At 64.3% G+C, this 12,287-nt stretch carries 10 protein-coding genes and 1 pseudogene; 4 read left to right on the top strand and 7 right to left on the bottom strand.

Annotation, left to right across the window (positions count from 1 at the left end; translation table 11 throughout):
* Positions 1–70 precede the first annotated feature (70 nt).
* From HU766_RS22945 to HU766_RS22925, 5 genes are all read right to left on the bottom strand, one after another.
* Entirely contained in the window at positions 71–1,858 is a 1,788-nt protein-coding gene (locus HU766_RS22945; RefSeq protein ID WP_186660884.1) for a thiamine pyrophosphate-requiring protein, read from the bottom strand.
* Between the two features lie 111 nt (positions 1,859–1,969).
* Positions 1,970–2,524 carry a PqiC family protein gene (locus HU766_RS22940; RefSeq protein ID WP_238338656.1) on the bottom strand — a complete coding sequence of 185 codons (555 nt, stop codon included), beginning with the start codon at positions 2,522–2,524 and terminating at the stop codon, positions 1,970–1,972.
* Between the two features lie 17 nt (positions 2,525–2,541).
* Entirely contained in the window at positions 2,542–4,197 is a 1,656-nt protein-coding gene (locus HU766_RS22935; RefSeq protein ID WP_186660879.1) for an MlaD family protein, read from the bottom strand.
* Positions 4,178–4,822 carry a paraquat-inducible protein A gene (locus HU766_RS22930; protein ID WP_033698493.1) on the bottom strand — a complete coding sequence of 215 codons (645 nt, stop codon included), beginning with the start codon at positions 4,820–4,822 and terminating at the stop codon, positions 4,178–4,180. The genes HU766_RS22935 and HU766_RS22930 overlap by 20 nt, the downstream gene beginning before the upstream one ends.
* A complete protein-coding gene (locus tag HU766_RS22925; RefSeq protein ID WP_033700120.1) occupies positions 4,819–5,415 on the bottom strand; it encodes a paraquat-inducible protein A in 597 nt (198 codons plus the stop codon). Before HU766_RS22925 ends, HU766_RS22930 begins: the two co-directional genes overlap by 4 nt.
* Before the next feature lie 224 nt (positions 5,416–5,639).
* On the opposite strand from HU766_RS22925, the gene nosP reads away from it, so the two are divergent.
* Positions 5,640–6,803 (top strand): nitric oxide-sensing protein NosP, encoded by a 1,164-nt coding sequence (nosP, locus tag HU766_RS22920; protein ID WP_186660877.1) that lies wholly within the window; start codon positions 5,640–5,642, stop codon positions 6,801–6,803.
* Complete coding sequence (gene nahK / locus HU766_RS22915; RefSeq protein WP_077068451.1) at positions 6,733–9,393, top strand: hybrid sensor histidine kinase/response regulator NahK/ErcS'; 2,661 nt, start codon at positions 6,733–6,735, stop codon at positions 9,391–9,393. Before nosP ends, nahK begins: the two co-directional genes overlap by 71 nt.
* Here nahK and HU766_RS22910 read toward each other — a convergent pair.
* Positions 9,378–10,043 carry a response regulator transcription factor gene (locus HU766_RS22910; RefSeq protein ID WP_033698488.1) on the bottom strand — a complete coding sequence of 222 codons (666 nt, stop codon included), beginning with the start codon at positions 10,041–10,043 and terminating at the stop codon, positions 9,378–9,380. The two genes, nahK and HU766_RS22910, sit on opposite strands and share 16 nt — an antisense overlap.
* 57 nt (positions 10,044–10,100) lie before the next feature.
* Positions 10,101–10,661 (bottom strand): PQQ-dependent catabolism-associated CXXCW motif protein, encoded by a 561-nt coding sequence (locus HU766_RS22905; protein WP_186660875.1) that lies wholly within the window; start codon positions 10,659–10,661, stop codon positions 10,101–10,103.
* A gap of 266 nt (positions 10,662–10,927) precedes the next feature.
* On the opposite strand from HU766_RS22905, the pseudogene HU766_RS22900 reads away from it, so the two are divergent.
* Both HU766_RS22900 and HU766_RS22895 read left to right on the top strand, forming a co-directional pair.
* A pseudogene (locus tag HU766_RS22900) lies at positions 10,928–11,644 on the top strand (sensor histidine kinase); the annotation flags it as partial.
* Positions 11,644–12,282, top strand: coding sequence for a response regulator transcription factor (locus tag HU766_RS22895; RefSeq protein ID WP_186660873.1), 639 nt, complete (start codon positions 11,644–11,646; stop codon positions 12,280–12,282). The pseudogene HU766_RS22900 and the gene HU766_RS22895, both read left to right, overlap by 1 nt.
* The last annotated feature ends 5 nt before the right edge of the window (positions 12,283–12,287 follow it).

Raw genomic sequence — 12,287 nt, 5'->3', positions numbered from 1 at the left:
CAGTCGACTGCGTCTACGGTGTGCGACTGACCCTGGCGGGCAAACGTTCAGCGTTTCTGCCCAGCTGCCGTCACTTCTTCCCCGGTAGCACCGAACTGAGCACCTGCTTGGCCGTCTGCACGATGACCCCGGCCTGGTCAGGGTCGCCCTTGAGCAAGGTACTGGCGAATTTCTTCGCCTGTTCCAGCTTGATATGCGGCGGCAGGGGCGGCACGTTGGGGTCGGTCTTGAACTCGATCAGCACCGGGCGATCGGCGTTCAGTGCGCGTTCCCAGGCGGCTGCGATGTCTTCTTCACGGTCGACGAAAATGCCCTGCAGGCCGATGGAGATCGCGAACAGGTGGTAGGGCACGTCGGGAATCGACTGCGACGCTTCGAACTTGGGGTCGCCTTCCATGACCCGCTGTTCCCAGGTGACCTGGTTGAGGTCCTCGTTGTTGAACACCGCACAGATCCATTGCGGGTTCTCCCACTGCTGCCAGTACTTGGCCACGGTGATCAGCTCGGCCAGGTTGTTCATCTGCATCGCGCCATCGCCGACCAGGGCCACCACCGGGCGCTGCGGATGGGCGAATTTCGCGGCAATGGCATAGGGCACGGCGGCGCCCATGCAGGCCAGGCCGCCGGACAATGAACACTGCATGCCTTGGCGAATCTGCAGGTCGCGCGCATACCAGTTGGCGCAAGAGCCGGAATCGCTGGTCACGATGCTGTCGTCTGGCAGGCGCGGGGACAGCTCGTACACCACGCGCTGCGGGTTGATCGGCTCGGCATGGACCATGGCACGTTTGGCCAGGGTGTTGTCCCAGCGTGCGCGCCAGCCCTCGACCTTCTTGCGCCAGCGCCGGTCGGTCTTGTGTTGCAGCAGGGGCAGCAATGCACGCAAGGTCTCGCCAGCGTCACCGACCAGGTTGACCTCCATGGGGTAGCGCAGGCTCAGCATGTCGGGTTGCAGGTCGATCTGCACGCCACGGGCCTGGCCCTCCTTGGGCAGGAACTCGGCATAGGGGAACCCCGAACCGACCATCAGCAGGGTGTCGCATTCGTTCATCATCTGGTAACTGGGCTCGGTCCCCAGCAAGCCGATGGCGCCGGTCACCCAGGGCAGGTCATCGGCTACTGCAGCCTTGCCCAGCAGCGCCTTGGCCACCCCAGCGCCCAACGTGTCTGCGATGGCGATGATTTCTTCGGTTGCCTGCAAGGCCCCGGCGCCCACCAGGATGGCGACCTTGCGCCCGGCGTCGAGCACGTCGGCGGCGCGTTGCAGGTCGCTGTCATAGGGCACCACCTTGGGTTTGCTGTAGCCGATGCCCGAATGCACGGTGCCGTGGGCACGTGGCGGTTCGTGGTAGGGCAGGTCCTGCAGGTCATTGGGCAGAATCACCGCCGTCACCCGCCGCTCGCCGACGGCAGTGCGCACGGCGCGGTCGAGCAGGTGGCGTACCTGCGAAGGTGTGGAGGCCTGCTGGACGAATGCACCGGCCACGTCCTTGAACATCGACAGCAGGTCCAGCTCCTGCTGATAGTGCCCACCCAGTGCCGCCCGTGCCTGTTGGCCGACGATGGCCAGCACCGGCATGTGGTCCATGCGCGCGTCGTACAGGCCCGTGAGCAAATGCGATGCGCCGGGGCCTGAAGTGGCAATGCACACGCCCAGTTCGCCGGTGAACTTGGCGTGGGCACTGGCCATGAACGCGGCCATCTCCTCGTGGCGCGCCTGGATGAACTGGATCTTGCCGTTGGCCCGGCTCAGCGCGCCGAACACGCCGTTGATGCCGTCGCCGGGGTAGCCGAAGATGCGCCGCACCCCCCATTGATACAAACGCTCCACCAGAAAGTCGCCTACCGTGCCCGTCATTGTCTGCTCCCGTGCTGTGGTCGATAGGGGTCTGGACTGGGCTTGCGCTGGGAAAGTTTCAACGGTGTGAACAACTGCTAGCGCGGCGGCTGGCGTGACGACCCCGCAGCTTCAACCATTGGCAGGGCAGGTGCCGCTTGACGACGCGGCGGCCTGGCTGATCAGGGCCGCCAGGCGCTTGACGTTGGCTTGCTGGGCAATCACCACGTCATCGATGCTGCTGCCAGCGGCGGTCTGCAAGGTGCTGCGGCAGGTCAGCTGGGTATTGGCTTCGCGGGCGCGCAAGCGCCACCTGGCGTCCAGCAGTGCGTACTGCCCCGGCAGTGAATCGAAGCGTTGCACATCCACGCGCAGGGACAGCTTGCGAGCGGGGCGGGTATTGCTCAGTTGGTCGACCAACGCGCTGCGCAGCTCATCCACCAGCGTGGCGCCCCACCACTGCGTCTCGAGAATCGCCAGGCTGCTGTCGCCCTGGCGGATCACCAGCTGTGGCCGGTCGACCTGTGGTGGAACGCTGACACTTTCGATCAGGATCTCGTCCGCAGCGTTGTGCGACGTGGGTGCCGGCTGCGCCGGCGTGAGGGTATGGAACTGGATCGGGTCGCTGCGGCAAGCGCCCAGGGCCAATAGCGCGACCAGCAGGGTAATCCTTGGCAACGGGGTCATGTTCAACACTCCTGTGGTCATTTGCGGGGCGGCCCTTGCAGGTCCATCGGCCCTGCGTTGTCCGGGCGGCCACGGATCAGCGACTCGGGGTTGCGGCCCAGGTAGTCGGCAAGCTCGCGCAGGGAGCGCGACATGCGCCCCAGCTCGTCGAGCGTCTGGGTCAGCTGTTCACGCTGTGGCGAGTCTTCTGCCAGGGTCGAATTGGCCGACTTCAAGGTATTGCTGACCTCTGCCAGGGTGTTCTGCACCCCTGGCAAGGTCCGTGCGTTGAACTGGGTCAGGCCCTTGCGCAGCTCTACCAGGTTGGCATCGAGGTTACCGGCAATACGCTCCAGCGGCAGCCGGTTGAGCTTGTCGACCATGGTCTGCAACTGCTCCTGAAGCAGCTCCAGGCTGCCTGGAATGGTCGGGATGACCACCGGGCGGGCCGCCGGGTCGAAGGCCACCTTCTCGGCTTTGGGGAAGAAGTCCAGGGCGATGTACAGCTGGCCGGTGAGCAGGTTGCCACTGCGCGCCTGGGCACGCAGCCCGTTGTCGATAAAGGTGCCGATCAGCTTGGCGGCGGAGGCTTCGTCATTGGGGTCGTGCTGCAATACCTTGAGCATCTTCTCGTGCGCCCGGCCCAAGCGTTGCGGATAGATGACGATGCCGACATTGACCGGGAAACTGCGTTTGACTTCATCGAAGTCCAGGTTCACCGCGACCACCCGGCCAATCTCCACGCCCAGGAACTCGACCGGCGCACCGACCTTGAGGCCGCGCATCGCCTGGTCGAAGCGTAGCGCCAGGTACTGCGCCTTGCCGGCGGGCGGGGCCAATGCACCAGCCTGGTCGGCGAACAGTTCAAAGCGCTGGTTCTCGCTGGCGGCCGTGTCGTTCGGGTTGTAGTCCGGCGCGCGGAAGGCGATGCCGCCGACCAGGATCGACGACAATGACTCGGTTTTCAACGCAAAACCATTGGCGCCGACCTCCACATCAATGCCGCTGGCGTTCCAGAAGCGTGTGTTGGCGCTCACGAAGGCGTCGTTGGGTGCATGGATGAAGATCTCCACGTCCACCCCTTTACCTTCCTGGTCGAGGGCGTAGGCGACCACCTGGCCGACCGGGATCTTGCGGTAATACACGGGCGAACCGATGTCCAGCGAGCCCAGGTCCTGGGTGTGCAGGGTGAAGTGCTTGCCGGGCTCGCCGTAGGTGATGGCCGGCGGGTTCTCCAAGCCAATGAAGTGCTTCACGCGGGTGCTCGACTGGCCGATGTCGGCGCCGATGTAATCGCCCGAAAGCAGGGTGTCGATGCCCGACACGCCACCGGCGCCGATGCGCGGGCGGACTACCCAGAACTTCGAGTCCTCGCGGGTGAAGCTCTCGGCCTGCTTGTCGAGCTTGACGGTGGCGTTGACGTTTTTCTGGTCGTCACTCAGGGCCACTTCGGTGACGTGACCGATCACCACGTTACGGTAGCGTACCTCGGTCTTGTTGGCCGCCAGCCCCGCGCCGGTCTTGAAGGTGAGGGTGATGGTCGGGCCTTCCTGCATCAGGTTGTGCACGACCAGGGAAAGCCCGACTAGCACGGCCACGATGGGCACGATCCACACCAGGGAAAAGCCGAAGCGCCGAGTCTTGACCGGTGCAGGGCCGGGAATGGGCGGGCGGTCATTGCTGGATGGGGTCATCCATGAGCTCCTTGTCAGGTGGCGTGTCCCAGATCATGCGGGGGTCGAAACTCATTGCTGAGAGCATGGTGAACACCACCACCAGGCCAAAGAACAGGATGCCCGGACGCGGCTCGATGTCACCCAGCGATTGAAACTTCACCAGCGCCGCGACCAGCGCTACCACCAGCACATCAAGCATCGACCAATAGCCGATCAGTTCAACGAAACGGTAGAGCTTCGAGCGCTGCTGTTGCGCCCAGGTACTGCCGCGCTGGACGGTGATCAAGAGCATCGACAGGGCCACGAACTTCACCCCCGGCACAGCGATGCTGGCGATGAAGATGATCAGCGCAATGTCCCAGGCGCCGTGCTCCCAGAACTCCAGCACGCCGCTCATGATGGTGCTGTCGGCGCCGCTGCCGAGCATCATGGTGTTCATCACCGGCAGCACGTTCGCCGGTACATAGAAGGCCAGGGCGGCCAGCAGGTAAGCCCAGGTGCGGCCCAGAGAATTGGTCTTGCGCCGATGCAAAGGGGCGTCGCAGCGCGGGCACTGGTGCGGTTCGTCGTGCATGTCGCAGGCCAGGCCACAGCTGTGGCACAGGCACAAGTCAAGCTCGCTGGCGGTTGGTGGCCGGCTCATGGCATGTCCCACAAGTCACGAATATCGCGCCCGGCGATACGGATCATCAACAGGCTCAACACAGCCAGTGCGAGCAGGCCGATACCCGGCAGCACATCGAGCATACCGGCGAGCTTGAACACCGCCACCATCGCCCCCAGCAGGCACACTTCGAGCATGCTCCAGGGGCGCAAGGTCTCCAGCCAGCGCATGCACAGCTTGAACGCGGGGGAGCGGCGGGCGGTGAGGGCAAAACCCAGCACCCAGATGAGCAACAGCAGCTGGAAGGCGGGGGCGATGATGATCGAAATGGCCGCGACCATGGCCATGAAGGTAATCGGCCCCTGGCTCAACGCCAGCACCGAGTCCCATAACGTGGCGCTGTTTTTAAGCCCCTGCAGGCTGATGCTCATCACCGGGTAGAAGTTGGCAAACAACCACAGCACCGCAGCCGTGAAGCTTAATGCCAGGCGTTGTTCCACCGTCAAGCCGTTGTGCCGCTGCAGCACACCGCCGCAGCGCGTGCACACGGTTTTCTGATGTTTGGCGAGCAATGCCTTCTGATAAACGCAATCGCAGTGCTCGCAGATGATCAATTGCTCGGGTGTGGACATCATGATGCTCTGATCAACCGGCAGTGAGGCCTTTCTGAATATAGAAGCGCTCTGGCATTAGGCAAATGGCCGGCGGACGAAACACGGATTGGCCCTTGGCTGGCCAAGCCCCAATCCGCCCCCTCTACACCCATCGAACCCCAAACCCGCTACCCAAGTAGCATTCGTCCCCCCGTGCGCCCTCCGTACACTCAAGCCTCAGACACCCCGCGCCGGAGACCACGATGCAGCAGGCCCAAAACGATGGTGTTGTCAGCGCCATGTCCCAGGCAACCGACGCGCGGCTGGCGGCCCAGGACCTGGCGCGGCAACTGCTGCACCCGCACCTGGGCTTCGTGCTGTTCTTCTGTTCGGCCGAATACAATCTACGCGAGCTGGGCGAGGCCCTCGAACAAGGTTTCGGCGGCATCCGCCTGGTCGGTTGCACCAGTGCCGGCGAAATCACCCCGCTGGGCTACGGCCGCAATTGCGTGACGGCAGTGGGGTTCGATCATCGGCATTTCTCCATCGCCACCGAACTGATCGATGAAATGGAGCGCTTCAGCCTGATCGACGCCCAACAGCGGGTCGAGCGCCTGGTCGGCACCTGCCGCAGCAATACCCTGGCGCCGATCAAAGGCCACAGCTTTGCCCTGACCCTGCTCGACGGCTTGTCCAGCCGCGAGGAGATGATCCTCGCCGCCCTTAGCGCAGCACTGGGGGACATCCCGCATTTCGGCGGTTCGGCCGGCGATGACAACTACCTGACCCGCACCCATGTGTACTTCGGCGGCGCCTTCCACAGCGGTGCGGCGGTGGTGGTGCTGGTCAACACCTGGCTCGATTTCGAAGTGTTCACCACCCACCACATCCTGCCGCGCCAGGAAAAGCTGGTGGTGACCGGCGCCGACAGTGCCCAGCGCCGGGTCTTCGAGCTCAATGCCGAGCCCGCTGCCGAGGAGTACGCCCGGCACATCGGCGTGCCGGTGGCCGAGCTCGATCACCGGGTTTTCGCCGCCCACCCGCTGGCAGTACGTCTCCACGACCAGTACTACGTGCGGGCGATCCAGCAAGTGCACCCGGACCTGAGCCTGAGCTTCTACTGCGCGGTGGAGAACGGCATCGTGCTCACGGCCATGGCCCCAGGGCCACTGTTGCCAAACCTGCACAACGTGTTCGATGGCTTGCACCGGCGCCTCGGCCCGTTGCTGCTGACCATCGGCTGTGACTGCTTCCTGCGGCGCCTGGAGCTGGAAGCCCAGGGCAGCCTGGCGCAGGTCGGCGGGTTCTTGCGCGAGCAGCGGGTGATGGGCTTCAACACCTACGGAGAGCAGTTCAATGGCATGCACATCAACCAGACCTTCACCGGGGTCGCCATTGCCCGCAACCGAGCTGCGCTCAGCCGCTGAACTGCAGGCCGAGGTCGCCCGGCTGCAGCACGAAAATCATAAGCTGCAGCGGATCAATGGCGCACTGATCGAGCGCATCGAGTCCGGCGTGACGCGTGGCAACGACCCGTACGCGGCGTTCCAGCATTCGGTAGTGCTGGCCGAGCAGGTGCGTGAACGCACCGATGCCCTGAACCAGGCCATGGCCGAGCTCAAGGCCGGCAACCATCTGCTCGGCGAAGCCCGACTGCGGGCCGAGACGGCCCACCAGCACCTGATAGACGCCATCGAAAGCATCTCGGACGCCTTCGTGCTGTTCGATCAGAACCAGCGGATCGTGCTGTGCAACAGCCGCTTCAAGGCCTTCTGGGCCAACACCCGGGTGCGCATCATTGCCGGCATGCGCCTGGCCGAGGTCAAGCGGCTGATGACGGCCAGTGGCCTGTTCAGCGAAGAAACCCGCGGGCACGCCGACGAGCACCTGCTGTACCGGCTGTACAACGGGCGCTGGCTGCAAGTCAGTGAACGGCCGACCTGCGAAGGCGGGCGGGTGATCCTGTTTACCGATATCACCGAGGTCAAGCTCAGCGAAACCCTGCGCCGCGAGCAGGCCGTGGCACAGAAGTCGCACCTGTTGCAGCGGGCGGTGGACAACCTGTCCCAGGGGGTGGCCATGGTCAATGCCGAGGGGGTTCTGGAACTGTGGAACCGGCGTTTTCTGGAGCTCAGCGGCTTGGCTCCAGTCGCTGCCCACCGGCCCTTTGCCGAGGTGATCGGCGACAGCGAACTGAGCCTGTTGACCCCAGACAGCCGCGACGCCAACGGGCGGGTCATCCACGAGTGCGAACAACGCCTGTACGACGGGCGCATGCTGGAAATCCGTACACATCCGCTGCCCACCGGCGGTTTCGTCAACACCTTCACCGATATCACCGAGCGCTACCAGCACGCCGAAGCCCTCAGCGAAAGCGAGCGCTGGATACGGCTGATTACCGACCATGTGCCGGCGCTGATCGCCTACCTCAATGCCGACCTGGTCTACGAGTTCACCAACAAGGTCTATGAACAGTGGTATTGCTGGCCGCGCGGCGTAATGCTCGGGCAGAGCCTGCGCGAGGCCCACAGCGAGCAGCATTACCAGCGCCTTGAAGCCTACGTGGCGCGGGCGCTGGCGGGGGAGAGCGTGACGTTCGAGCTTGCCGAAACCAACATCAACGATCAGGAGCGCTACATGCTGCGCTCCTACGTCCCCAACCGCCTGGCCAACGGTGAAGTGGTGGGGATCTTCGTGCTGATCCGCGACATTACCGAGCGCCGCAAGACCGCCGAGGCCCTGCACCAGGCCTACCAGAACCTGGAGCAACGGGTGCGCGAGCGCACCGCCGAACTGACCCGCCTCAACGACCAGCTGCTGCGCGAGATCGATGAGCGCAGCCACGCTGAATCGCGCTTGCGCGAGGCCAAGCGCGAGGCCGAGCAGGCCAACCTGTCGAAAACCAAGTTCCTCGCCGCCGTCAGCCATGATCTGCTGCAACCCTTGAACGCGGCGCGGCTGTTCACCAGCGCCTTGCTCGAGCGCCGCGAGCCGCAACAGAGTGTTCAATTGGTGCGTAATGTCAGCAATTCCCTTGAAGACGTGGAAAACCTGTTAGGCACCCTGGTGGACATTTCCAAGCTTGATGCCGGGGTTATCAAGGCCGATATCGCACCCTTCGCCCTCAGCGAGCTGATGGACAACCTCGCTGCCGAGTACGCCCAGGTGGCGCGCAGCGAAGGGCTTGAGTTGCACTTCGTGGGCTGTTCGGCCGTGGTGCACAGCGACATCCAGCTGCTGGCGCGGATCCTGCGCAACCTGCTCAGCAATGCCATCCGCTACACCCGCAGTGGCCGCGTGGTGCTGGGCTGTCGGCGCCAGCACCGCGGCCTGTGGATCGAGGTGTGGGACAGCGGGATCGGCATCGCCGAAGAACGCTTTGACGAAATGTTCCAGGAGTTCAAACGTGGCGATGTGCAGCGCCCGGACCAGGACCGAGGCTTGGGCCTGGGTTTGGCTATCGTGGAGAAGATCGCCGGCATCCTCGGCCATCGGATCCGTGTGCGCTCATGGCTCGGCAAGGGCTCGGTGTTCGCTGTCGAGGTGCCGCTGAGCGCCACCGCGCCCAAGCCACAGCCGAGCCTGGCAATCAGCGAGCCGATGCTCGAACGCCTGCGCGGGGCGCGGGTCTGGGTGCTGGATAACGACGCGGCGATCTGCGCCGGCATGCGCACGCTGCTGGAAGGTTGGGGTTGCCGGGTGGTCACGGCACTCTCGGAGCAAGACCTGGCGCGCCAGGTGGACAACTACCACGCCGAAGCCGACCTGCTGATCGCCGACTACCACCTGGGCAACGGCTGCAATGGCGTTGATGCGGTGGCGCGGATCAATGCCCGCCGTGCGGTGCCGTTGGCGGTGATGATGATCACCGCCAACTACAGCAACGAACTCAAGCAACAGATCCGTGAGTTGGGCCACACCCTGATGCACAAACCGGTGCGGCCGATGAAACTCAAGACCGCGATGAGCCACCTGCTGGCCGGCAACGCCACGCAGCCTGATCAGCGGCGTAGGTAGTCGCCGAAGTCGATATCGCCGGCACTGAGGATTGCCTGTACACGATTGTGCACATTGAGTTTGCGCAGAATCGCCGAGACATGGGCCTTGACCGTGGTTTCGGCGATATCCAGGGTGTAGGCGATCTGCTTGTTCGACTCGCCCTTGGTCATGCGTTCCAGTACCAGCAGTTGCTTGCGGGTCAGGGCCTGGAGCATCTCCGGCGGGAAGCTCGGGGCCTCGTTCAGGCGTCGGCTGGTGCCGGGCTTCTGGGCGCGGATGATGTCTGGGGGCAGGTAGACATTGCCGTTGAGGATCTGCTCGATCGCTTCGATCATCTGTGAGCGCGGCGAGGACTTGGTGATGAACCCCACGGCGCCATAGGTGATGGCCTGCAGCACGATCTGTTTTTCCTGCTCGGCCGAGACGATCACCACCGGTGTGGTCGGTGCCTCGTTGCGCAGGGTGATCAGGCCATTGAGGCCGTGCATGCCTGGCATGTTCAGGTCGAGCAGGATCAGGTCGAGGTCGTCATGCGCTTGGGTCAGCGCCAGGGCGCTGTCCAGGTCGGCAGTTTCCATGACTTCGCTGCCTTGGAAACCATCGCTGATGACGTTGTGGATGGCTTCGCGAAACAGTGGGTGATCGTCGGCAATCAGAATTTTGTACATGGCCTTTTCACCTCGTTGTTATTGGATGGGGCGGGCACGCGTTCGCAGGCGGTCAGTTCAGGGAAAGGGCTCTGGCTGCGCGGCTTGCAGCGGCAGCTTGGCGTTTTGCCAGGCGTCCAGGCCATCGCGATACCAATACAGGTTCTTATAGCCCAGGGTCGCTGCGCGTTTTACCGCGTTCCAGCTTAACCAGCAATCGGCGCGGCAGTAAAAGACCAGCGGTTGATCCACATGGCCGCCGGTGGCTTTTTGCAGATGGCGTGCGAAGTAGGCTTGCCAGGGCGGGCTCAGCTCACCGTCACCGGTGTTGGCCAGCCAGTAGCTGCCGGGGAGGTTGGTGTGGGGGTGGTCTTCGATGAAGCGCCCTTGCAGCCATTGCCGGCGATAGACATCGACCAGTACCGGCCTGGGCTGTTGCCCCAGCAGGCCCTGCAGTGTGGCGGTATCGATAACCTGGGCGCCCTCGACCTGGTGCGGGGTCGGGCTGCGATAGAGGGCGGTGCGATAGCCCTCGGCGGAGAACAGCGGCGTCGTGTCGGCCTGGGCGACGCCCAGCGACAGACTCAGCGAAAGGGCCGCCAGCAAAGGGCGCGGCAGCCTGGGCAGGGCACGTGGCATGGGCTTTGTCCTTTTTGTTATAGGCCCATTACATGCCAGCAGGGGTGCTTTGTGAATGCGACGATAGACAGCAAAGCCAGTACTAAAGTAGTAGTTGGCCGTGGCTGATGACCCCAGTGGGTTGCGGGCCTATGCAGAAAGTAGCGGTTACCCGGCACCAAGGTAGTAAATCCGCTGGGGGTGCTCGGTTCTACGATGGGCAGCAGCGCACCCCAGGCTGGGCGCGCAACCCTTGAGGAGAACCGCCCATGCGCCTGGTCAAAGTGCTGCTTCTGCCGTTGCTACAGATCCGCTGGGCGGTGCGCCGGGGCAGGGGGTTGCTGGATGAGCTGGCCCAGGCCCAGGCCGCCAATGCCCAGCTGACTCAGGCCCTGCTGGCGGTGCAGGAGCAGGAGCGCACACGGCTGGCGCAGGCCCTGCACGACGACCTCGGGCAATACCTGGCGGGCATCCGCGCCCAGGCCTGCCTGCTGCGCAGGGTGGCCGACCAGCCTGCGCGGGTGGAGCAGACCGCGCAGGCCCTGGCACTCCATTGCGAATACCTGCAGCAGGGCTTTCGTGCGCTGGTGCACGACCTGTATCCGGTGGCCTTGCACCAGGTACCGCTGGCCGAAGCCTTCGGCCAGTTGGTAAGCCAATGGCAGGCCAGCCAGGGCATCGATTGCCGCCTGCGGGTCGCTGAGCACCTGCCGACGCTGAGTGGGGCAAGCCGGGTGCACTTGTATCGGTTGCTGCAGGAGGCGTTGACCAATGTCGCCCGGCATGCCGGCGCCAGCCAGGTGCGGGTACGCCTGCAACGCAGCGCCAAGGGCGTGCGCCTGCTGATCCGCGACAACGGCTGCGGCGCATGCCAGCCCCAGCGCCCCGGGGTGGGGCTGCATTCGATGGCCGAGCGCGCCCGCAGCCTGGGCGGCGAATTGCGCATCCTCAGCCGGCCGGGTGCCGGTTGGGCGCTGGCCCTGAACATGCCCGTGGAGGTCTGATGAATATCGTCCTGGTCGATGACCACGCGGTGGTCCGTCAAGGTTACGCCAGCCTGCTGCGGGCAGTGCTGCCGGCGTTGCAGGTGCGCGAGGCCGCCAGCGGCGAAGAGGCCCTGGCCCGGGTTCAGGAGCAAGTGCCGAACCTGGTGATCATGGACTTTGGCTTGCCAGGCATCAGCGGCCTGGAAACCACCCGCCGCCTGCGCCAGCGCCTGCCACAGTTGCGGGTGCTGTTTTTCAGCCTGCACGATGAACTGCCCCTGGTGCGCCAGGCGCTGGATGCGGGGGCCTCGGGTTACCTGACCAAGAACGCGGCGCCCGAGGTGTTGATCGAAGCGGTGCAGCGGGTGTTGGCCGGGCATGCCTACATCGAACAAGCGTTGGCCACCCAGCTGGCGTGTACCCCACAACAGCGCGGCAGCGACCCGCGCATGCGGCGCATGACCCAGCGTGAAATGGAGATTTTCGTGATGCTGGCCAAGGGCACACCGATGCGGGTGATTGCCGAGCAGTTGTGCATCAGCGCCAAGACGGTGTCCAACCACCTGACGTTGCTCAAGAGCAAGTTGCAAGTCAGTTCCCATGCCGAGCTGGTGCATCTGGGGATCGACATGGGGGTGGTGAGGGTGGCGGGGTGAGGGTG

Source organism: Pseudomonas sp. SWRI77 (genome assembly GCF_014269105.1).
In the GTDB taxonomy this organism is placed as follows: Bacteria; Pseudomonadota; Gammaproteobacteria; order Pseudomonadales; family Pseudomonadaceae; genus Aquipseudomonas; species Aquipseudomonas capeferrum.
Note: the sequence above shows the minus strand (reverse complement) of the source record. Positions and strands in the feature narration are given on the sequence as shown.

What these genes read in the sequence shown, in the direction of transcription:
- HU766_RS22905 (WP_186660875.1), bottom strand. Translation starts at nt 10,661, where the DNA reads ATGCCACGTGCCCTGCCCAGGCTGCCGCGCCCTTTGCTGGCGGCCCTT.
- nahK (WP_077068451.1), top strand. Translation starts at nt 6,733, where the DNA reads ATGGCATGCACATCAACCAGACCTTCACCGGGGTCGCCATTGCCCGCA.
- HU766_RS22940 (WP_238338656.1), bottom strand. Translation starts at nt 2,524, where the DNA reads ATGACCCCGTTGCCAAGGATTACCCTGCTGGTCGCGCTATTGGCCCTG.
- HU766_RS22895 (WP_186660873.1), top strand. Translation starts at nt 11,644, where the DNA reads ATGAATATCGTCCTGGTCGATGACCACGCGGTGGTCCGTCAAGGTTAC.
- nosP (WP_186660877.1), top strand. Translation starts at nt 5,640, where the DNA reads ATGCAGCAGGCCCAAAACGATGGTGTTGTCAGCGCCATGTCCCAGGCA.
- HU766_RS22930 (WP_033698493.1), bottom strand. Translation starts at nt 4,822, where the DNA reads ATGAGCCGGCCACCAACCGCCAGCGAGCTTGACTTGTGCCTGTGCCAC.
- HU766_RS22935 (WP_186660879.1), bottom strand. Translation starts at nt 4,197, where the DNA reads ATGACCCCATCCAGCAATGACCGCCCGCCCATTCCCGGCCCTGCACCG.
- HU766_RS22910 (WP_033698488.1), bottom strand. Translation starts at nt 10,043, where the DNA reads ATGTACAAAATTCTGATTGCCGACGATCACCCACTGTTTCGCGAAGCC.
- HU766_RS22945 (WP_186660884.1), bottom strand. Translation starts at nt 1,858, where the DNA reads ATGACGGGCACGGTAGGCGACTTTCTGGTGGAGCGTTTGTATCAATGG.
- HU766_RS22925 (WP_033700120.1), bottom strand. Translation starts at nt 5,415, where the DNA reads ATGTCCACACCCGAGCAATTGATCATCTGCGAGCACTGCGATTGCGTT.